Annotated in this window: 15 protein-coding genes; 1 reads left to right on the top strand and 14 read right to left on the bottom strand. The window is 46.7% G+C overall.

Annotated elements, in window-relative coordinates; genetic code table 11:
- Window positions 1-124: 124 nt before the first annotated feature.
- Window positions 125-295, top strand: a complete 171-nt coding sequence (locus tag L5L94_RS11850; RefSeq protein WP_263138168.1) for a hypothetical protein — start codon at window positions 125-127, stop codon at window positions 293-295.
- A gap of 122 nt (window positions 296-417) precedes the next feature.
- Here L5L94_RS11850 and panP read toward each other — a convergent pair whose 3' ends face one another.
- The 14 genes from panP to L5L94_RS11780 all read right to left on the bottom strand — a co-directional run bounded on the left by panP (window position 418) and on the right by L5L94_RS11780 (window position 22,891).
- Window positions 418-2,067, bottom strand: a complete 1,650-nt coding sequence (panP, locus tag L5L94_RS11845; RefSeq protein WP_263138169.1) for a pyridoxal-dependent aspartate 1-decarboxylase PanP — start codon at window positions 2,065-2,067, stop codon at window positions 418-420.
- 301 nt (window positions 2,068-2,368) lie between these two features.
- Window positions 2,369-3,583, bottom strand: a complete 1,215-nt coding sequence (locus tag L5L94_RS11840; RefSeq protein ID WP_263163277.1) for a glycerate kinase — start codon at window positions 3,581-3,583, stop codon at window positions 2,369-2,371.
- Between the two features lie 232 nt (window positions 3,584-3,815).
- On the bottom strand, window positions 3,816-5,174 hold the full coding sequence (locus L5L94_RS11835; RefSeq protein ID WP_263144375.1) for a GntP family permease: 1,359 nt from the start codon (window positions 5,172-5,174) through the stop codon (window positions 3,816-3,818).
- Window positions 5,175-5,499: 325 nt separating this feature from the next.
- The gene (locus L5L94_RS11830; protein WP_263163275.1) at window positions 5,500-6,507 is read right to left on the bottom strand and encodes a catalase family peroxidase; all 1,008 of its coding nucleotides are present in this window, start codon (window positions 6,505-6,507) and stop codon (window positions 5,500-5,502) included.
- Between the two features lie 209 nt (window positions 6,508-6,716).
- Window positions 6,717-7,955: a sugar diacid recognition domain-containing protein gene (locus tag L5L94_RS11825; protein WP_263163273.1), complete on the bottom strand. Its 1,239-nt coding sequence runs from the start codon at window positions 7,953-7,955 to the stop codon at window positions 6,717-6,719.
- An 8-nt stretch (window positions 7,956-7,963) separates the two neighbouring features.
- Complete coding sequence (locus tag L5L94_RS11820; protein WP_263163311.1) at window positions 7,964-8,662, bottom strand: uracil-DNA glycosylase family protein; 699 nt, start codon at window positions 8,660-8,662, stop codon at window positions 7,964-7,966.
- A 110-nt stretch (window positions 8,663-8,772) separates the two neighbouring features.
- Window positions 8,773-9,378 carry a hypothetical protein gene (locus L5L94_RS11815; RefSeq protein WP_263163271.1) on the bottom strand — a complete coding sequence of 202 codons (606 nt, stop codon included), beginning with the start codon at window positions 9,376-9,378 and terminating at the stop codon, window positions 8,773-8,775.
- A gap of 216 nt (window positions 9,379-9,594) precedes the next feature.
- Window positions 9,595-11,682, bottom strand: coding sequence for an MtrB/PioB family decaheme-associated outer membrane protein (locus L5L94_RS11810; RefSeq protein WP_263163270.1), 2,088 nt, complete (start codon window positions 11,680-11,682; stop codon window positions 9,595-9,597).
- A 12-nt stretch (window positions 11,683-11,694) separates the two neighbouring features.
- Window positions 11,695-12,696: a decaheme c-type cytochrome MtrA gene (gene mtrA / locus L5L94_RS11805; protein ID WP_028760483.1), complete on the bottom strand. Its 1,002-nt coding sequence runs from the start codon at window positions 12,694-12,696 to the stop codon at window positions 11,695-11,697.
- 68 nt (window positions 12,697-12,764) lie between these two features.
- Complete coding sequence (locus L5L94_RS11800; RefSeq protein ID WP_173245653.1) at window positions 12,765-14,717, bottom strand: OmcA/MtrC family decaheme c-type cytochrome; 1,953 nt, start codon at window positions 14,715-14,717, stop codon at window positions 12,765-12,767.
- A gap of 402 nt (window positions 14,718-15,119) precedes the next feature.
- Window positions 15,120-17,651: an OmcA/MtrC family decaheme c-type cytochrome gene (locus tag L5L94_RS11795; protein ID WP_173245650.1), complete on the bottom strand. Its 2,532-nt coding sequence runs from the start codon at window positions 17,649-17,651 to the stop codon at window positions 15,120-15,122.
- A 248-nt stretch (window positions 17,652-17,899) separates the two neighbouring features.
- Window positions 17,900-19,732, bottom strand: coding sequence for an OmcA/MtrC family decaheme c-type cytochrome (locus L5L94_RS11790; RefSeq protein ID WP_263163267.1), 1,833 nt, complete (start codon window positions 19,730-19,732; stop codon window positions 17,900-17,902).
- 35 nt (window positions 19,733-19,767) lie between these two features.
- The gene (locus L5L94_RS11785) at window positions 19,768-21,918 is read right to left on the bottom strand and encodes an MtrB/PioB family decaheme-associated outer membrane protein (RefSeq protein WP_263163266.1); all 2,151 of its coding nucleotides are present in this window, start codon (window positions 21,916-21,918) and stop codon (window positions 19,768-19,770) included.
- A 13-nt stretch (window positions 21,919-21,931) separates the two neighbouring features.
- The gene (locus tag L5L94_RS11780) at window positions 21,932-22,891 is read right to left on the bottom strand and encodes a DmsE family decaheme c-type cytochrome (RefSeq protein WP_263163265.1); all 960 of its coding nucleotides are present in this window, start codon (window positions 22,889-22,891) and stop codon (window positions 21,932-21,934) included.
- Between the last annotated feature and the right edge of the window lie 121 nt (window positions 22,892-23,012).

Here is a 23,012-nt window from a genome sequence, read left to right as displayed (position 1 = left end):
AGTGGCGCGAAAGCTAATCTCACTAAAGAGTGATACACCTACCCCCCTTGGTTTTTTTCAAGCTAGTTTTCACTCTTAGTGTGGAGCAAGACTGCCTATATGATAGTGGTATGTATTTTTCCATATGCAGCAGATTACACAGAAATTAGCCACGGCGAAGTCAATTACTGACGTGACCTTCGATGACATGGATGTCATCAACGAGCCGCCATGGATGGCTTCACGGCGTGTCACGGAAGCAATGGAATTCGGCGTACCCGCTACTGATGCAGAGTGCTTTTTCTTTGTTATTTAACGTAAGGTTTCGCTAATTTTGTGCTGTAAATAAAAACAGCCGCAAAGATTTTTGCGGCTGTTTTTACGATTTGAAACTCTCTATTTAAAACTGACTAGCCGCAACACACTATTCACCAAAGGCTATTTCGCAATCATCGCCATGAGTGCGGGTAAAAACTCGTTATCTAATGCGGCGATTTCGCTTTGCTCAACCAGCACTTGATTGAGAATGTCATGGCTGGTGAGGGGGTTGGCGAGTACTACGCGAAACACTACGGTTGCTTGTCTAAAATAGCGGGCGGGCTGAATGCGGGTACGGGAGACGAAGGATTTACCCTGTTCGCGTTGGTGCTTTTGAATAAACTGGGTGAGGCCATCGAGCAGCTCGTTAAAGCGGGCGAGTTTTACTGTGTCTGCTTGCTCACAGGCAAGTTGCATGGCGGCTTGGATGCTGGCGGGCACATAACGGTAAGTCAGCAGACAAAGTTCTGGCTCAGTGATTAGCTCAAAATCCTCATGGGTTTTGATTTGTTCGGCAAAATAGCGGGCTTTTTCAAGGCTGTTATTGATTAAGATTTCATAACCATCGCGGCCGATGATCTGTAAGCAAGCGTGCACTAACATCGCCATGCCGGGGCGTGAACCTTCTAGCGTTTGGCTGCCTAAGTCCTTTGAACCACGGCGCAGAATATATTCGGCGTGGTGGGCAATGGCGTGGGCAAACTCTGGGTCTTTAAATAACACCATGCCTGCGCCCATAGGCACGTACATTTGTTTGTGGGCATCGATAGTGACTGAGTCCGCAAGTTCGATACCTGCGAGTAAGTGGCGGTATTTATTGGATAATAAACTTGCGCCGCCCCACGCTGCATCCACATGGAAATGGCAGTTTAACTCTTTTGCCAGCGCAGCTAATTCTGTCAACGGGTCAACATTACCGGTTTCTGTGGTGCCAGCCACGCCAACAATCGCTAATACTTTGATGTTCTTGCTAGCAAGTTCAAGGGCGGCTTGACGCATTTTCGCAACATCGACCTTGTTATTGCTGCCAGTGGGAATGCTGATGATATTGTCGCGGCCGATACCAAGCAGATCGACGGCTTTGCCTAGCGAATAGTGACCGCGCTCCGAGACCAAAATCGCTAAATCGTCATAGCCATAGTGGCGCAGCGCCTTGAGTAAGCCTTCGCGGCTGACGCCTTTAAACTCGCCATCGGCTTTTAATAATTGGTTACGGGCAATCCACAGCGCCGTGATGTTGGCAACCGTGCCGCCGGAGCAAAATGCCCCGAGGGAATGATTGGCGCTGTGCATCCAGCTTTGATAAAAATCTGTATCTTGGGCATAAATCAAATGGTGCATCATGCCGAGCACTTGGCGTTCAAGCGGCGTAAATGCCTTAGAGGTTTCTATTTTGACCAGATTTTGATTGAGTCCCACCATCATTTTTGACAGCGGCAACACAAAGTAGGGCAGTGCCGAAGTCATGTGGCCGATAAAACTTGGCGCCGCTGTGTGTACCGAATGCGCCACCAAATTTTGCATAATTTCGTCGGTGTAATCGGAGACAAAACGCGGCTGAGTTGGGATCTCAAAAGCTTGAAAATCGGTTTCGATTTCAGACAAGGGTTTTTCGAGCGCGGCGATACTGTCACCCAAAAAGCCTGCTAAGTCCTCGGAGAGCTTTTGCTCAATAATACTCAGCGTTGAGCTTGCATCTTCCGGTGCAGTAAAAATGCGGAGCAAACTTGCTTCGGATGCGGTGGCTTGGCGAGGGAGTTTCTGGGTCATGGGGCTTGCCGTCTATTAATTTTTATAGTGAAACCGCAAATTGGCTCGAAGAGTATAACGGACCAGTGATTCTCGACCAGTGATGCGCGATCAGTGACTCTCAAATGTTCAATCAGCGGAATACCAAAAAGGGAGCTCACTTTACTGCAAGGCCTTTTAGGCATCAAGCACTAAAATTTTGTGTTACCAAAGCGTTGCGGCCTAAATAAGCAAAGGCGCCGTTATGGCGCCTTTATGTTTAACTCGACGAGCCACTCATCAAGCCTGAGCATTAGCCCTAAAATTCATGTTAGCCCTAAAATTAGCGCTGGCCTAACATGAGTACCGCGCCGATATTTCGGGCGGTATTGCAAAGGTTTAGCTTGGCATTGGCCAGCACATCATCGAGCGGACTTAAGTGCGGGATGATAGGGAAGATAGCCGTCATACCGTGATCCAATATGGCATTGGCGTTTTCACCGAGGCAGCCCGCGATACCGATAGTCGGAATGCCCTGCAGTCTGGCTTGCTTTAACACGCCCATTGGGGTTTTACCAAATACGGTTTGACCATCGATGCGGCCTTCACCAGTGATCACTAAATCGGCGCCACGGATTTTGTCCGCAAGGCCAACGGTTTGCATTACAATCTCAACCCCAGGTTTAAGCTCGGCATTTAAAAAAGCCATCACGCCAAGACCCATACCGCCCGCAGCGCCAGCTCCGGCATGATCGCGGTGATCGCTAATGCCATTGCGGGCAATCACATCGGCATAATGGGCAAGAGCGGCATCTAGCTGCTTAACCATCTCGGGCGTCGCACCTTTTTGCTGACCAAAAATTGCCGATGCACCGCGTTCACCGCACAGTGGATTATCAACATCGCAGGCAACTTCGAAGCTGCACTCACGTAAAAGTGGATGAGCGTTTGATACATCGATTTGAGCAAGGTTCGCCAGCGCTGCGCCGCCAGAAGGCAAGGTTTTACCTTGGCCATCGAGCAATAAAATATCCAGCGCTTGGGCCATACCCGCGCCGCCATCGTTGGTGGCACTGCCGCCTAGCCCCAAAATGATGTGCTTTATCCCCCGATTAAGCGCATCACAAATTAGCTCACCCGTGCCATAACTTGTGGTAAGCAGCGGGTTACGTTGCTCCCTCGGCACATGGTGTAGCCCAGACGCTGAGGCCATTTCAATCACGGCAATCGCGCCTCGATGTGGCGATTTGTTCGTTGGATCTGCACGTGAAACTGAAGCAGAACTTGTATTGATCGCAGCGCTGAGAATACCTTCACCAAGAATGCCATAGTGTGCTTGCACTCTATGTCCCAGTGGCCCCATGACTTCTAAGCTGACAATACTGCCGCCCGTGGCGTCCACCATAGATTGCACTGTGCCTTCGCCACCATCGGCAACGGGTATTTTGACTATGTCGCAGTCGGGGATCACTTGTTTTAAGCCTTGTTCTATGGCGTTGGCCACTTCGAGCGCACTTAAGCTTTCTTTAAATGAGTCGGGGGCGATAACTATTTTCATTAAAAATCCTACAGCTAAATGGGATAAAACAGGGCTAAATGTTGAACACTAAACCCAAGGCCACTTACGTTGGGCGCAACAACATCCCTGTGCTAAAACTGAGGTGATATAAAGGAATTTATATCCATCACTGGCACATTAATCTGTTGCAATTATTAGGGCGTATAACAGAACTATATCTTGGGCACGGTATGTGCCCAAGGGACAATATTGAATCAAGAACTCATTAATATTAGAGCAACACTAGGCTTAGCACATACACAGTTACCATGGACGTTACACCTTGGATTAGGGTCGCCATAGTTTGGGCTTTATAGGCTTGTTTGACGCTCATGCGGCTAAATTGGGTGACAACCCAAAAGAAGCTGTCATTGGCGTGGGAAACTGTCATCGCACCTGCGCCAATTGCCATTACTGTTAATACTCGTCCCATATCGCTACCAAGACCAATATCGCCAAGCATAGGCGCAACCAGTGCTGAGGTTGCGACTAACGCGACTGTCGATGAACCCTGCGCCGACTTAAGCGCGGCAGCGACGATAAATGGCATAAAGATACCGATACCCAGTGCCGACAGTGATGTGCCCAAAAAGTCACCGATAGGCGTGGCTTTTAATACCGCACCAAAGGCACCACCTGCACCTGTGATTAAAATAATCGGCGCGGCAGTGACGAGCCCTTGGCTGATGCGTTCGCTAAATTCGCTGATCTTATTCTCACCCTTTAACAGCAGCAGGGATAAAAACAGGCCAATCATCAGGGCATTAACGGGCTGACCGAGGAACACGAGCACATCAAACACACCTTCTTTACCCAAAGGCGCTGAAGGGAAGTTAGCGATAGAACCTAAACAAATTAATACGATAGGCACAAAAATCGGTGCGAAAGCTTTTAATGGGCTTGGTAACGTGCCATAGCTTTTTTTCAGCGTTTCATAGTCACTGGCCTGCGCTTTAAGTTCTTCTGCGCCTTCCCCATCGGGTTCAACATCGGCAAAGCGGTTTGCCCATAACATACCCGCGAGTGCCGCAACGGCAGCCACAAAGAGACCCACACCGATCACTAAGCCTAAGTTGGACTCTAAGCCTAAGTTGCCTGCGGCGGCGATAGGGCCTGGCGTTGGCGGTACAAAGGTGTGAGTGGCGTACAGACCTGTGGCTAAGGCAACGCTCATGGAGACACTAGAGACCTTCATGCGGTTCGCCATCGATTGTTTCAGTGAGTTTAAGATCACAAAACCCGAGTCACAAAAGACCGGAATAGACACGAGATAACCGATAATTGACATAGTGAGTGTCGGGAAGCGTTTACCTAATATCTTGATCACCACATCGGCCATGGTGATGGCGGCGCCGCTTTTTTCCAGAATAATCCCTATGATAGTGCCTAAGACGATCACTAAGCCGATATAGCCTAAAATATTGCCAAACCCTGTGGTAATGGTTTTAGCGATTTCTCCGCTTGGCAGGCCATAGGCGAAGGCCGCGATAAAGGCGGCCAGAATTAAGGTTAAAAAGGGGTGGAGTTTAAATTTTGAGGTCGCGATAACAATAAATGCAATCACGCCGATGAGAATAAGCACTAAGTTCATAGTTTGTCCCGTTCAGTTCTTGGCTGAAGTTTTTGAGTAAGTTTTTTGACTTATAGTGTAGGGCGCAGTGCTTATTTGGGCCTGAGTCCAAATGAGGGCTGCTTTAAGGTCATCCTATTATTGTGCAGGTATGTTTGAATAGCTTTGGCTAAATCCACGGAATTACCGCGTTATGTTTCGCCATTTTTGTGCTCATGCACAAAAATGCTTAGGTGAATTCGAATGCAGGAGGAGGCGTTTTGTCGGTAAGGGAGGCGCTTGTCGATTAGGATTGGCAAATAGGGCTATTTGCCAATCCTAAACAGGAGGGACTTAACTCGACTCTTTATTGACGACGAATAAAGGATTCGACATAGGCTGCGGTGCGGGCATTGAGTATCGGATCGGCAGATGCAGTAATGCCCTTAGGCAATAACAGTGGGTTAAATATGCCTTTATCGCACTGTTGAACTTGGGGATCGCTGTCTCGCTCACCGTTAATCATCACTTGGCCTACCAGTAAACGCTGGCGAGTTTCAGGCCAGATCACGGTAGGGTCATTAATCTCATCCCCCATTTCGGCGAGTTGAATGTAAAGGTTCCATTGTGCTGGCTGGGTTTTAATGCGCTCGAGTAATTCCGCCTTTAAAAAATCATCACTGAGATTGGCAAGTTCACTGGCTGACAGCCCGGCAGTACCAGCGACAGGTTCAAAAATCCATTTACCCGCGACCGTTTCACCTTGTTGAACACTGTTTTTTTGCGTGCTGAACAGGAAACTATTTACACCGAAGTAGCGGCTGTTGGCAAAACTTGGGCTGGGAGGCAGCTGTTTAACATAGTCGAAAAAAGTTTTGGCGCTGGGTTGATTATCAATAAGCCACTGTTTACCTTCAGGGCCTTGTTTCACTTTGGTCTGAAAGTTAAAAAACTCTTCGAGATTTTTGGCAAAGAAAACAGGAACGTTAGTGGTGACAAAGTTAAGGTTTTCTTTATCGCCATCAATTTTGAGTGACATAAAGCGCCCAGCGGTTTTATCTGAGATCTGCGGATTTGTACCGCCGAGGGAAAAGCGGGCTGTAACCTTGATACTATCTTGATTAAAAAATGGAATTGCCAACGTTTGTTGTAATTGTGGATTCGGTTTAAAACTGCCCGAGGTACAAAATCCCTTAGTGTGATTACGCAGTTTGACATTTTTACCCGCCTCGCGACTTGCCACATCGGGTGTGCCGTTGACGGCATCGACCAGTTCGGGAATGGTTTTCTCGGCCGCGATTAACGAAGGTGAAGTCAGCGCTAAGCCGCTAATGAGACAAGCTTTGGCGAGTAAAGTCAGTTTGATTGAGGTCATTATCATTCCTTTCAATGGACTAAGTAGAGAGCGCTAGCATATCGACGCGATACTATATGAAAGGATAGGAAAGGGGATACGGTATAAATCTTTCAATTAATTTTTTAGTACAGCCCAAGTTTTACTCAATTGATCTGGTTATAAGGTCTGCGCCGTCATCTGCGGGCTTTTTTCTGGCTAATCTGTTGAGTTGTTAAGTCATTTGAGCGTTAAGTTAAGCGAGTCGAAGTATCAATTAATTGCCCAAGATACAGGCTTAATAATCCATGCAGGGATTGAATGTCGGCTTGGGTGATTTGCTGAATTTTATCAAGGCGATATCTCAGTGTATTGCGATGAATAAACAGGGCATTCGCGCATTGCTGTGCATCGCCAAAGTGGGTGATGTAAGCCGCTAAGGTTTTGCGTAATTGGCCGTTTTTATCCGCCTTGGCGAGTTGCTGATAGGGCGTTGCCAGCGCCTGACCGCGCCAGTCATGTTTTAGCCCTGCAAGTAACACTTGTAGGGAATAATCTTCAAACAGGTATTTATTCTCTTCTGCATTGAGCTGCTTACCGAGTGCTAAGGTTTCTTGAGCCGTGTGATAGGAGCGCGCTATCCCACCTTTTTCGGGGAAGAAATGGCCTAGGGCAATTTTAAAGTTTAAATCCATTTGGGCGGGTAAGCGCTGTAACAGCTTATCGATGCGCTGATTTTCAAGCTCAGGATCCCATTGTTTTCCATCTAAAAAAGCTGGCTTTAGGATCACCAACTGCGACATTGAGGTCATGGCAATCAAGTTACCACGGTCAGGATATTGCAATAGATGCAGCACTTGCTTGAGGGTTTCACTGACTCTGGGGCTACGTTCATCGGCGGGCAGAGTGGATGCCTCAGCTAAGTACAAGGCCGATGGGGTGGTATCGGTCTTTAAGTGGTGTTTCTGGATGTTTTTCTCGCTGATCTCAATAATGGCCGCGACTCTTGGCAGGCTGATGTCAATGTCGAGCTGTTTTGCCCAGCGGTGCAACTGTGCATCATCGGTTTCAGCTTTGATCAATTGCAGAATAAACTCTTCACGCTGGCGATTCTCCCATTGCAATTTATCCTGCAGGTTGGCTTGTTCAACAATCATTTCGGCGGTCATTTTAAGTAACTCACCATAATGGGTGAGCTCACGCGGATCACCGGTAATGCCGACGACGCCGATAATTTGTCCTTGATAATGTAAGGGTAAATTGATGCCTGGCTTAACGCCATGCAGCCCTGAGGCGACTTCTTGACTGATCTCCACATTGCGATTTTGGGCAATCGCCAGCAGCGCGCCTTCGTGGGTTGACCCTATACGCTTAGGGTCGCCTGAGCCTAAAATCACCCCTTGGCCGTTCATCACATTGATATTGTGGCCAATGATTTTCATTGTGCGACTCACAATTTGCTTAGCGATGGCAGAATCAAGTAGATACATACAGGCGCCTAGTGGGGTTTAAGGTTTAACAGGGATGCAATACGCATTCTTAATCTGGGTAGCATATCGCGTTCAAACTCAGGATGCTGCTTAAGCCAAAGATTATTACGTGGGCTTGGGTGCGGCAAGACAAGATACTTAGGCCAATATTGCTGCCATTGCGCGCATGCTTGGGTCACTGTTATTGGTTTCAGTTTGGGGATGGCTTTTACTTTATCGTTGGTCGAAATTTTACTGCTGGTTGTTTGAGGCTTAGTGATCGGCGAAGTGGGGTTTACGGCCTCGGACGATTCGCGCGGTAGATGATAGTCGATGGCATATTGGCCGAGGATCACAATTAGCTCTATTTGCGGCATTAGGGCGAGCAAGGCCTGATGCCAAGTGGCAGCACATTCGGGGCGCGGTGGTTTATCGCCCTGCTTTTTACCGTTTTTTTGGATACTGCCCGGAAAACAAAATCCCATAGGGATAATGGCAAAAAGATTGGGGTCGTAGAATTGCTCCCGCGTGACATTCAACCAAGTGCGCAGCCGTTCACCGCTGGCATCGTCAAAAGGTATGCCTTTATGGTGGGTTTTCACGCCCGGAGCTTGGCCTGCAATCAAAATTCGCGCTTGGGTACTGGCCTGTAATATCGGCTTGGGCGCTAAGGGTAAATGGGCCTGACATAAAGTACAGGCGCTGATTTTTGCCAGCAGTTTAGCCATTGATGCCGAGCATGATGGCGGTACAGTTACGCAAAGTGGCGATGGCGCTTTAGTGAGATTCGTCTTAGTCAATTTAATCGCTAATTTTATCGTTGCTCATTCATTTTCAATCAGGATTGGAGCATCATCACTGTTTGATATATCCAGTAGCCAAAAAGAGAATAGCCAAGGATTAAACCGATATAACTTAATATCTTAGGAATTTGATTTGGGCTTGAAGCTAAACAGATGTGGGCCAGTACAATCGTAAAGAAGGCTAAGGGGGCAATCACATAGCTCAAAGTTAAGATAAATAATGCCCCTAGGCTGATGATCCAATCAGCATTGCGATTGTTGGGCTTATCGATTTGGCAAAGCTGTAGTGGCAATAAAATCAGTCCAATACCGACACAGATAATGCCTAAGTTAAGGGCGAAATCACTCCAACCTCTATGATCATAAATGGCTAACGCAATGGTAATTAATGGCACTATTAGTGCGCTTAATACATGGCGTTTGGCAAAAGTGGCGCTACGATACTGACCCGCAAAAAAGAATAAGCCCTGTAGAAACAGATTGATTAAGGTAAAACCACCGAGGCCTAAAATGATAAATAGGCTCGCTGCGCCACCCGATGGGTCGAACGCCATGGCGGGTAAGGGTAATAGGCTTAGCCCCACTAGTGCAGAAAGTGATAACAGCCACTGAGATTGGGAGAGTGAAGAATAAATACGCATGGGCTCAGAGGATTAACTAAAAGATTGAATTAAGATCCGCTAAAGTGAGCCAAAACTCAAGGATTAAGGTTTTTATGGGCGGACTTTCGCGCCAGAGTCTGATCTTATTCAAGATTTTTACTGTTATCTGCCATGATGTTATCGCTTTAAAAGATCTTGCTGCACTTAAACAAAAGCCCGCAACATGCGGGCTTTTCGTGTTATGAACAGTATCGATTAGAGTTTGTAACTCATGCTCAGCATGATCATTTGCGCTGTGTAGTCATGGCTATTGCTGCCAAAGCCTACGACGTTCCAGATCCCATCGACGGCGATATCATTGGCGGCATCATTGTCTTTATAATTCTCAATTTTATAATCCAAGCGCAGCGCCATTTTCTCGGTGGCTTGATATTGAGCATATAAGTTAATGTTGTGCACTTTGGCAAAATAATCGCCATAGTCGCCTGTGATACCTTGTCTGACTTGAGTGTTACTGTCGGAGTTTGAATAAGTGTAATCCAATCCCATGCGTAACTTGTTCTCAAGCAAGTTGTTGTAGCTAAGGCCTGCCCCGACCACATCTACATTGTCTTCAATGAATCCTGTCCACGTTGGGGTGCTGTAATTACTGCTTCCCGCTTGTTCAGACTCAATGATTTGGTAGTTGTAGAAGGCTGTCGCCAGTAAATCATCGGTGATCATGTAGCTGATGTTGGCATCATAACTAGTGTCTTTGGACTCAGTTAAGCCAATAACTGTGTCAGAGTAGTCATCTAATGCGTAACGGGCACCGAAATCTATGGTCAAGCTGTCGATTGGCGAGTGGGTGACTCGAACTTCAATCTGGGTTCTGTCGCGGTTAGCCAGATTGTACTTACGTAACAGGCTGTTGGTTTCAGAAGATGTCCATTCAGAAGCTTGATATTGCGAGCCATCACGCTGACCGTAACTGCCCTTAACCCACATATCCCAAGTTTCAAAGCTGTTAACACGCAAACGTGCCCAAACGGTATTTTCATCCGTGGTTTCACGGTCTTGATAATTACGGTCGTCACGTTTGAAGTCATAGCCGCCATCAAGCTTCAGTCCATGGGTAATACGATAATCCGCCGCCACTTTGAAGCGTTGGCTAGTGTTATCGTAAGGGGTGTTATAGGCCACCTTACCATTGACATTGTTGATGCTGACTTGGGTCCACTCTTCAATTTGAGTATTGTTATCACGGTCGCTATAGTCGTAGCTACCACTTAAGCGCAGTGAGTTAGTCACTTTACTGACGACTTTTAAGTTCAACCCTGTGAGGTCAACTTTGGCATCAACGGCCTCTGTCGGCACTTGATAGCCATAGCCTGAAGTGACTAATGCTTGGTCTTGACTCATTTGTCCCGCAAGCACACGACCTGTTAACACATTGGTATTGTCGTTGTATTGGCCCATGAGCGACACTGTGTGTGACTGGTTGTCAGGGTCAAGGGCGAGTGTGCCAGAGGTTTGAGCACCAAAAGTTGGATTGAAGGCACTGTCGAAGTTTAACTGGTTGTACTCGTTCTTAAAAATTGAGCCATTGTAGTTAAGTGCAGTGAACCAACGATCGCCTTTTAGTTTAATGCCAGCTTCAATGGAGTCAGTGGTGTAATCAACTGGCTCAGCTAACATCATGGATTGGTTAAAGAATCCACCTGATGTTTTTTTCAAGCCGGTTTTTTCTTCACGCATGTAGCTCACATGCGTACTCCACAGCGATTCACCTTGATAGTCAAAACCTAACCCTGTGCGCTCACGTTTGAGCGACAGTTCTAAGGCATTTAGATTGTCCATCAGTAAAGGCATCTGGCTGCTTGAACCCGCAGTTACCCAGTTGTCTGGCAAGGTTAAATTATCGCTGCCGACACCAGAGTAGGGCGTTAAGGCGCTATTACTGTTGTAAGTGGCGATTTGGCGATAGTTTACATTGACATTATACTGGCCTTGTTTGCCCGCATTGACATCTAAACGGCCACCATCCATGCCCAGTTGATAAGCTTCAACGCTGGCTTGATAGCCTTTCTCACCACGGAAGGTGACATCGGCATCAAATTTACCCGCAACTTCGTTTGAAGTCCCAAAGGCATTCGCCGAGCGAATATCCTCTTCGCTGTTGTAACCCACGCCCACACCCACAGTGCCAGACGTACCCGTTTCAACAACGCAGCCTTTACAGCTCCAAGCGGACATTTTGACTTTTTCTGTATTGGCATTGGCTAAGCCATACCCGTCGGCCGCTATTGCAAAACCTGTGTTTGCTAGTAACGCCAGAGTGATCAAATTGAGTTTAAATTTCATTTTCTCGTCTCCTTAGCGCTGTAATAGCTTGCCAGATGGATGGTTTGAACCATGGACCTGACTGTGGCAATTTAAACAGCTTCTTCCACCCGTAAAGGCATTGTCGCCGACGTTTGAACCTAAACCAGTGTTACCTAAGTAAGCATTGCTGGCGTGGCCATCGCTGGCGTGACATTGCTGACACAGCTGCGGTGCGCGGGTTTTCAACATGGCATCATTCACACTGCCGTGAGGATTGTGGCAAGTCACACAGTTCTCAGTGACGGGTGCATGTTCCCACAGTTTTGGGCCGCGTTTCTCGGCGTGGCAGGAGTAACAGGTTTCGTTAATGCTAGGCTTGTTTAGATCGGAATCTGTCATGCTCCCATGGGGATTATGACAATCGCTACAGGTCATTTGAGCCCATTTTAGTGGGTGACTCGAGCGTTTATTCATATCTGCTTTTTGCTTCGTGTGACAGCTAGTACAGACTTCCATTTCGGTGTTTTTTGATAACACAGGATCTTTTGCGACATGCACTTGGTGGCATGAGGCACAAGCGACATCGGCATTGTCATGGTGACTACCGTTCCAAGATACGCGTTTATCATCTTGGTGACAGCTCATACAGACACTGTTTTGTTTTTCTGCACTTAAGGTCGATTGCTTACCAAAAGTGATCATCGGCTCGTTGCCGCCTTTATTGTGTTGACCCATAGGACCATGACAGGCTTCACATTGCAGGCCAGCCATTGGGCTCTTTGATGAATCAATGGCGCCATGGACACCTTTGAAAAGGTCCATCACTTTTTCAGATTTTTTGTGGCACATCAAACAAGAATCGGCACCTTTAGGGGAGTAGCTGCCTTCGGCAAACTTCTTATCTAAGGTGGCTTCGACTTGTTCTGGAGTCATTTTGTCATCCCACTTTGAGGCGTGTGCACTCGGTGTGATGCATAAAGACATCACTGCAGACATTGCCATGGAGATGACAAGTGCCGGCAGTAGGTTTTTCATTTTTAGGCTGTTCTTCATAATAGGCTTCCCAATTTGTCCCAACAAAATTCAAGAAAGGGGGAGCGAACTCCCCCTGCTTGGGCAAATTACATCTTCACCTGAGTGTGATCTGTTGGTGTGGGTTTGTGACAGTAGAAACAGGTTTCTGACTGCGCCGCTTGATTGGCTTGAACATAATCACCGTTCACAATCGCGCCCATATTTTCTAAGCCGTGGCCAATAGATTCTGGCGCGTGGCATGAAGTACAAGTGGCAGTGATTGGCGTGGTGTATTTACCCGCAGTTGTTGCCAGAGCGCCTTTGACCTTGAATGCATCTAGGTTGAAGTCGTTATGACATTGGGTACATTCTTTGATGACACCTTGTTTACCATGAACAACGTGTAATTTCATCTCCAACGCACCTTTGTTAGCACCACTTGCATAGGTACCATCAGGGGTATGACAAGCGACACACGCATCCACACCGACGATTGGCTTACCGCTGGCATCTTTTGCATGTGATAGCTGTTCTGTCATCACAAAACCCGCATGGTGGCCTTTGTGAATTTCGAAGCTATCACCGTGACAACCTTGACAGGTACCAAACTCAACTGAGTTAACATGACGCATGCTCGGTGCTTTACCAGACTTAGTGCCAAAAGCTAGTTCAGCTTTCATGCTCGTTGTTGCGCTGTCTGCGGTACATGCGGTTAAGCTTGTACCAGTGCTACACACTTCTAAACCGATAATGGTAAAGGCGGTATCAGTATCGCCTGCACCGAAAGGTAGAGCGGGTGTTGTAAAGACCAATTTACCGTCAACTAAGGTTACACCTTCTTGCAGTGCGCCATCTTTGACTAAGTCTTTCGCTATTTTCGCTTTACCGCTACCTGGACTTGGATTGTAGCCCATGATCGGGAAGTTAGGGCCAACGTTGGTAACAGACTCTAAACGTTTAATCTTATCTTGAACGGTTGCCGCATCAATTGCGTTACCATCTTTGTCTAAGATAGACACGGTTAATACTGCAGTATCATCAGCTTGACCAGCAAGTGCTGCTGACATACCTAACTGAGCGATAACGGCTTTTTTGTCTGCAGTCTTACCTGTGTGCAGTTCTGCAGTCCAATCGCTGTTATGACAGGCGATACAGTTGGAGTTATCTAGTTGTTGTGAGTGGCCTTTACCAGCAGCAAAGTCCACTGCGCTATGGCAGCTTCCACATGAGGCAGCAGTTGGGATACGTGACCAATTACTCCAATCAGGCGTAGCCTCATTTGCTGCGTGACAGCTTTGACAGCTTTCTAATGAGCCTAAGGTGAGGTCTTTGTGTTTAGCGTGAACGAGAACATTGAACTCTTTACCTACACCGACTTTTCCGGCCGTGTGGCAAGTTGCACAGTAATTAACGTCGGAATACGCGCCGCCATGTTTAACATTAGCTAAATCTTGGTGACAAGTATTACAGCTTTCTGTGGCGACAATTTTGCGACTGTATGTTGGCAGTGCACCAGTATCGGCAGTGAAGTCGACAAAGGCGTTACTGTTTGGTACTTGAGTACCATCGGGAAGCGGAGTGTTATAAGCGCGGATTAATACTCGTTGAGCTAACTGTTCGTTATAAGTGACTTTAGTGTTAGCGGTCAGGTTCATACTAAAAGTATAACTGTAGTGACCGTTTTTCTTGTCAACGAAAGTCCCTGGGCATGTTGCAGCTACATCACAGGTTTCATCACCAAAGTATTGCCATTGTGACGCATTACCTGCACCAGTTGCGCCTTGTGGGATTAATTGTGCTGCGGCAAAACGCATTTTTTGTAGGCCAACAACGGGTAAATCATTTTCGTTAGTGACGGTAAACTCAACACTCGGAATACCGTTAGTGACGACAGATTTGTCAAAGGCGAAATTAAGGGTTTGAATCGCTGGAGCAGGTTCGCCACCAGGTTCACCGGGATTACCATCATTACCATCGCTGCCACCACAGCCCGCTAAGGCCATAGTGACTGCACTTGCTGCTAACAGCAGTGCGATTTTAGTTGTTTGTGCGTTCATCATTTTTTTCCCTGCATAGGTTTGGCATTGCTTAAACGCTATGTTCTAGAGCCAACAGATTCTATGTCTGTGTTTTTGGTCACTAGAAGCGACTTAAGTGGATGCTGGAAATAGAATTCCCCAAGGAAAGGCTAACCTAACATGACCTTAAAATCTCCAAGGCCTTTGCTAATGTGTGACTTGGATCTTTCTATTTCTAAAGAGGTATTTAAAGCGAGAGGTAAAAATGATTCTAGAACAAAAAAACAGCGGATTTTATCTGGGTAATGTGCGTTGACTTTATACTATAAAAGCAAGGTTTGAATGGGATTGCTGTTATGTAAATAAAATCCCCCGCAGTGCGAGGGATTTTGCTGAATTTAATGTGAGTAACGACTGATTTGCGATTCGTTACTCGGTTCCATATTAGTATTTCACTGGGTGAACTTTATCCACACCAAATGATTTACCTTCACCATGGCAGGTCGCACAGGTTTCGCTACCAGGAGTATAAGTGCCAGCAGCAGCGTTATATACACCACCATTGGTTTCGAAGTGACCTATCACTGCGCTGTCAGTTGCGGTCGTTGCATGGCAAGATGCACAAGCTGCAACGGTTGGTGAGTATTCACCAGTACTTGCTAAGAACGCAGGTTTATCGCCTAGTGTAGCTAAGCTAAGTTGACCTTTATCATGACAAGCCGCGCAGTTCGCTGGGTTTTCAGGGAAGGTTGCTGCATCTGTTGTTAAACGGCGAACACTGCGAGTATCAGCGTGAATTTGGTGGATCATGACTTTAAAGTCAAAACCACGTTCAAATGGCTTTTTACTGTGAGCAGGAGCGCCATTGTGACAAGCCACACAACTACCATCGGCTAAAGCTACCGCGGTATTAGGTACAGCAGAGTGACAAGTACCACAGCTGTTATCAGGCTTGTCTGCCGCATGGGTCAGCGCATGAGAGGCTGAAAAGTCAGCTTTCTCACCATGACAGTTAGCACATTTTGCTTCAGAGATGACTATGCTACGTGCGGTAACATTACTTGCATCGGCAGAGAATGAAGCTTTATTACTGCCAACAATCACTTCGTAGATTGGTGCTTCAGTGTTACTACAATCAATCGCAGCATCCATCGTTGGATCGAGTTCTGCAGAGTTTGCACAGATCAGCAATTTGCCGTCCATGAAGCCTTTACCAATACTAACAATTTGTTTGTATGGAACAGAACTTGTGCCAATAACAGCTTTAATGCCTGTTAATGTGTATGTTACTTTTGAGCCATTTGGTACCGCTGTTAAGTTAGCGTTAGTCTCAACTTTGGCCAAATTTACAGAAATACGGTTTTCGCTACGACCTAAAGTACCATTAGATGGACGTGGGCCCATGGTGTATTCAGTGCCATTGAATGCCGTTAAGCTGACCCAAAACTCTTTCACTTTAGGATCTTGATGTGGAGCAACATCACTGTGCCAATCGACTGTGAATGTTAACTCTCCTTTAGCCACATCAAATGTGCCATTTTCTAACTTATAGGCATATTCAGTTCGCAGTAACTTAGTGGCATTAGCTTTTGCTAAGTGATATTTAGCGCTGCCTTCTTCACCTTGTTCGGCGTGACAAGAAGCGCAGCCTCCATTTTGGAATACATTGACTAGGTTTGCACCTGGAATACCGTCAATTTCAGGTGTTGCATAGTAATGGAAATAGTTACCAACGAAACCACGGTCTTTTTGACCTTCAGGTGGCGTTAACCATTCACTGTTATCTACTGGATTAAAACCTGACATGTGACAAGATGCGCAGGCTAAACCTTTGTGATGTTTAAAGCTCGCGGCATCAACGGGTCCTTTGTCATCTGTGCTATGGCAAGACTGGCAGTTCCCGATAGAGACAGGCAGAGTGACTCGTTCAGAAACGTCTTTACCTTCACGGTATTGTGGGTAGCCACTTTCAGCCGCAGCTTTAGCCATAGTACCGCTAAAGTCATAAGCCGTTCCGCTGTAACCCACCATAGCGTAAGTACCTTTGTGAATGGCATGAACCATGGCGCCCATATCCAAAGGTGATCCTGTTTCTGGATCTTTACTGTAGCTGGTATGACAAACTTGACAGTTTGCTATTCCGATCCGTCTTCCGCCATGTAGTGCTAATGGCTTAGCAGTAGAAGATGTATCGCTATAATTTGTGCTGTGACACTTGATACAGTTCGCTTCTAAATCGACAACCGTACGCGTTTCCGTCTCTTTAGCTACTCTAAAGTTATCGCTTGGTAAGAAGTCGATATGGCTGTTGACTAACTTGGCATCTTTACTGCCATCGGTTTGAAGTTCTAAAGTAATGCGATGTATTAATGTTGGGTCGTAGGTTAAATCGAGACCTTCAATAGCGGGCAAAGTACTTAAATTGGTTTGGAAGGTATAGCGGTAAACGCCACTATCAACCACTGTTAAACAAGTGGTTTTACAACTAGATTCGATGTTCGCTTGAATAGCATCACCAGGTGTAAATTTCATTTCTTTAGTAATAGGATTGCCAGCGCTATCTTTACCATCGGTATAGCTATAATTTGCAAGACTGCGTGCAGGATCAGCTGCTTTCACTGAGTTGATATAGCTGACCCATTGAGGTGTTTTGTAACCTTTGCCACTTTCAGGGGTAAGTTTTGCAATACCCAATCCGATAGCATTGATTTGAGCGTATTGCTCTAGGCCCGTCACAGGAACGCCATTCGCATTCGTTAGTACTATGTCTACGCTGACAGTGCCGTTGTCAATTTTTACATCTTCAAGTGTGGCTTTGAGTGTGGTGGCTTGACTTATGTCTAAGCCTACCGGACCCGGTTTTCCGTCTTCACCATCTTTACCGTCACTACCACCGCAACCGGCGAGTAGTAGAGAGAGTAAACCGGCACCCAACATCGCTTTTGTTGCGGTATTGAAATTGAACCGTTTCATCATGATATTTCCCTGCAATAGTTGTAATCATCATCAAACGCCTGGCAAATAAGAATAAATCTCATTACCCGCATAAGATGTGTGGAATTAGTTTTCCATCTGTAAGGCTAACTAAGTCACTGGTATTTATCAGTCACTTTAGGCGGGTAATGTGACTGAGATCTGACTATTTCTTTAGGAGTAGATGACTGCATCGTATGAGTTCCTTTTATATCTGCAGTTGCTGGCCTTTTTAGGCCAGCATCATAGGGTTAGTTTATTGGATGCACTTTCAACACGTCCGCGACTCCGCCCTGTCCATGACAGAAAGCACAGGTTTCAGTTCCTGCGGTTGCATCGGATTTTGTACCTGCAAAAACAGCACCTTGCTGAGCCATGTGGTTATGAGTGCTGGTATCTGAATGGCAGTTGCTACACACAGCGGCAATTGGGCTGGTAAAAGTGCCGTTATCGAGGGCAAGGGGTTGTACCGCTGAATTTAAGGGGAGGGCGACGGTAGAAATCCCCGCAGTATCGTTAACGTGACATTGGGCACAGTTACCGATTTTTCCTGGGTAGTTTAGGCTTTCAAACCCCGTGAATTGACTGGTGTGAATACCGTGGATCAGCTGCTTAAAGTCAAATGACGTGATTGAAGGATTGGCTGCCGTCGCATCGGCCAGCATATTGGCGTTATGGCATAACTGGCATTGACCATCGAGATCGTTACGTGAGCCGTGAATATTCAGTTTTTGATCACCATGGCAATTACCGCAGCTTGCATTGCTCACAACGCTACGGCGACCTTCATTGCTCAATGCTGCCATATCAAAATAACTGTGGCTGGATTTAATCACTAACACTTCCGCCAGTTCAGTCGTGCAATCAACCAGTACTTTATCTTTGGCACAGACTCTGCCTTGAATCGCAAGTCCGCCATGATCCGTTTCAGTGCCTGCTGGCACAGTAAGGCCCGCTATCGTATAGATATAAATGCCATTAGAGCCTGATATGGGTGTGGATTCCGGCAGTTTAATCGAGCGAGCTGAACGGGTCGCATAATCAAAACTGGTTCCCCAGTTGGCATATACCCTTAAATCATTGATAAATTTTAGTTTATCGGCACTTTCGCTATACACAGTTCCTGTGGCTGGATTCATCAGCTTAACCGCAACAGTGACCGTACCATTGGCATCCATACTGGCGCTGGTGATGCTTGGGCTAAATTGCATCACTGCCGCGTTTTTAGCTTCATCACTGTGTACGCTTGCGGTCCAGTCGGCATTATGACACGCCACGCAGTTACTGTTATCTGTTTGCACTGGGTGTCCTTCGCCTGCGGGGAAATTGATCTGTGTATGACAGGCACCACAGGCTTGCATGGTCGGGACTCTGCGCCAGTTTTGCTGTTCGGTTAACTCAGCCTTATCGACGTGACAGGTTTGGCAGTCACTAATGGGTTGCGGGAAGCCAGTTAAATGTTTGCTGTGGATCATTTGTGGGAAAATATCCGCAGGGTTACTGACTTTTTTGCTGTTATGGCAGGTGACGCAGGTTTCGATTTGATTATATCTACTGCCATGGAAAGCTAGATTACTGTGGCAACTATTACAGGTCTCTATTGTGACTAAGTTGCGGGTGTAAGCGACATTACTACCTGAAGATTGCCAGTCATAATGCTGATTGGTTATAGGTAAGGGCGTATTATCGGCAAGTTTATCGCCGCCAATTTTGACCACCATTCTTTGGGTCGCTTCTGGTATAAACGTCACTCCATTCATGCCATTAAATGCGGCGCTGAAGGTGTAACTGTAGTGACCGTTTTTATGATCTGTGAGACTGCCAGGGCAAGTTGCCGCGCAGGTTTCAGCGGTAAAGTGCTGCCATTCACTGCTATTCCCCGCGCCTGTATAACCTTTGGGGAGAAGCTGCGCTGCAATAAATGTCGCCGATGGGATACCAACCACGGCTTCATCATCTTGATTGCTTACTTGAGGCTCACCGGGATTACCATCTTGGCCGTTATCACCGCCACAGGCGCTTAATAGGGAGACTAAGGCCAGCATAAGACTGAATTGAGTGCGAATTTTTGCAAACTTGTTCATATTTCTATCCTTGGAATGCGCTGTCAGTGCCTAAGTTACATTTGGTAGCTTAAGGTCAAGCCTAAGTAGTGAGCGTTGTAGTCGTGGCCCATATCACCAAAACTGAGTACGTTGGGAATCGTGTCCCAGCTTGTGCCTTGGTTTTGCCAGTTAGCATCTTGATATTTTTCGAATAACCAATCGACGCGCAGTGACATACTGTCGGCAAACTTATATTTGGCGTAGGCATTAATATTGTGCTTGCGGGCGTAAAAATCGCCATAGGGACTGGTGATGCCATAGGTCACTTCTGTATCACTCTGTCCGTCGGAATAGCTGTAATCCAAACCAATATCGAGGTGATGATCGAACAGGTTTTGATAACTAAGCCCTGCACCAATCAAGGTCGATTTTTCCTCGGCAGTGCTGTACCAATCGGGTGTCGAGAAGGAATTACTGCCCGCTTGGTCTGAATCGCGCCAATCTTGGTTAACAAAGGCGGTTAAATTGAGGTCACTGCTCAGCATATATTGGGCTGACAAGTCGTAACCGAGATAGGACACCTGAGTTAGACCTACTAGGGTATGATGATAGTCGTCATTAATACTGTGTAAGCTGGCACCAAGAGATAGACCAATGTCGCTCTGATAATCCGTGTGTAAGGTGACTTTCTGTCTTTTTCTATCGGCAAGGTAGGATTTACGTAGCCAAGGATTACTTGAACTTTGAGTGGTTGCGACGGAATGATATTCACTGCCATCTCGCTCTAGTGCTTCTCCTTTCAACCAAGCTGACCATGCGGGCGAATAGCGATAACTTAGTTTAGCAAACACGCCAGATTCATCGATGGATTGGCGGTCGAGTTCGGCATAATCGTTTTCATTATGGCTGTAACCCGCTTCGGCATAAGCCGCTGAGGTAAAACGGTATTTGCTTTTAAGTTCGAGTTTTTTGGTGCGCTTATCATAAAGGCTATTTTGGGCTGTGCCTTGATTAATACTGTCGGTGACGATCTGCGGAAAGTCTAATTGAGCCGTTTTATTATCTCTGTCTTGATAGTTGTAACTTGCCTGCATACTTAAATCTTGGTTGATCCGTCCTGAATATTTAAGGTCCATCTCTACAATATCGACTTGGCCATTTAAGGTATCCGCAGGCAGGACGGGCGATGGGCCATTGATGGTGGCAGGAATAAAGGTGTCATCTTGGGTCATGCGGCTAAAGCCTGCGTGCATCAATACATTTTGACCATTTGCCCCCCCAGAGGCTTCTGCGGCAACTCGGTAGGCTTTATTGTCGGGGTCGACCGCATTCTGGCCTAAGTATGCTGCGCCAAAGGTGGGAGTGTAGGCAGATTGCCACAGCATGGCTTGGTGATCATTTTTATATTGGCTGATTTGGCTATTGATGCCAGCTTGCCAGCCTGAACCGTTAAAATAAACTCTCGCATCGACTTCATCAGTACTGTCATCAATTGGTTGGGCTAGCATAACGCTATTGGTGAGTATATTGGCGCTGGTCTTTTTGGCGCCGCTGCGGTCTTCATGCTGATAGTTTAGCGAGGCTTTGTAGTGACTGTTATTGTCACCTTCAGGTGATATTTTGCCCGCGTAGTAACCACCGATACTAAAGCGATCACGTTGAATACTTAACTCTTGGCTAACAAGGCTGCTTTGTAACATAGGCATAGATTGCGTTGTGCCGCCTGTTATCCAGTTATCGGGCAATAACATTTTATCTTGCACTGAGGTATAGGGGCTTTTGAGTTGATTATGGTTATAGTTTGCTAAGCCTCTATAACCCAAGTTGATTTGATAGTTCCCCGGCCTTCCGGTTGTGAGCTTGGCTGAGCCCGCATCAAAACCTAACTTGTCCGCGACCAGCTCGGTTTGATAACCCGACGGTGTTTTGTACACCATATCCGCACCGACGGTGCCAACGAGACCATCATTATCTGTCCCTGTGCGGTTACCGAAACGGCTGTCCTCACTATCGTTGTAAGCGAGGCTGGCACTGACATTGCCAATATGCCCTGTATTAGGTTGGCATTGCTTACAGCTCCATGCCTCTGTCTTTATGCTACTTCGATTTGCTTCTTGCAGCTCATAACCTTCGGCGTGTGCTTGAGTCAAAACACCGCTTATCGCCCAAGCCAGCAAAGTGAGGGAGAAATAAGCGCTAGGGTGGGACATTTTAGCTGTTCGCATGATCATTCCCTTGTTATCTCTGTAGTAATTTGCCAGAAGGATGGTTAGAGCCATGCACTTGTCCGTGACAATTCATACAGGAATTACCAGAAGTGAAGGCATTGGTTTGATTGCCAAAATAGGCATTACTGCTATGGCCATCCGAAGCGTGACACTGCTGACACAGTTGTGGCGGTTTGCTGATCAGCATGGCTTCGTTCACGCTGCCATGGGGATTGTGGCAATTAGCGCAGTTGTCGGTGACGGGGGCATGTTCCCACAGTTTAGGGCCGCGCTTTTCGGCATGACAGCTATAGCAATTTTCATTAACACTCATTTGCTTCAAGCTTGAATCGTTTAAACTGCCGTGGGGATTATGGCAGTCACTGCACACCATTTGTTGCCACTGTAATGGATGCGCCGAGCGCTTGTGCATATCGGCTTTTTGTTGGGTATGGCATTGGGTACAAATGGCGACTTCATTGGCTTTATCGCTGATAGGATCTTTTGCGGTATGCACTTGATGGCAGCTGCTACAGGCGACATCGGCGTTATCGTGGTGATTGCCTTTCCATGCGGTACGTTGACTGTCATTGTGGCAACTCATACAGACACTGTTTTGCTTTTGCGCTGGAACAGGGGAGTTTGCGCCAAAGGTGATCATCGGCTCTTTGCCACCTTTATTATGATTCCCTAACGGGCCGTGGCAGGCTTCGCACTGCAAATCGGCCATGGGTGAACCTTTCACCTTGGGGTTGCCATGAACCCCCTCAAATATCGCCATCACCACGGCACTTTTTTTGTGGCACATCAGGCAAGTATCAGCGCCTTTAGCGGAATACTTACCTTCGGCGAATTTTTTGTCTAATGTCGCAACAACTTCTTCTGGTTTTTTGTCATCCCAAGGGGTCGCTGAGGCCGAAACGCTTGCGATTGATAACAAAATACATAGCATAGCCTTAGCTATGCTTCTGAACTTTAGCCCTATTTCCATGGTTATGTTTTCCCGAGTGCATTTATATTTGTTATTTTTTACGCTTTCGACATTGCTAATTTAGCTTATTGAGCCTGGTTAATATTAGAACAAGTGTGTGACACATGCTTAACATTGCGTG

Origin of the sequence: Shewanella sp. SM21 (assembly GCF_025654335.1) — a bacterium.
Lineage (GTDB): Bacteria > Pseudomonadota > Gammaproteobacteria > Enterobacterales > Shewanellaceae > Shewanella > Shewanella oncorhynchi.
Note: the sequence above shows the minus strand (reverse complement) of the source record. Positions and strands in the feature narration are given on the sequence as shown.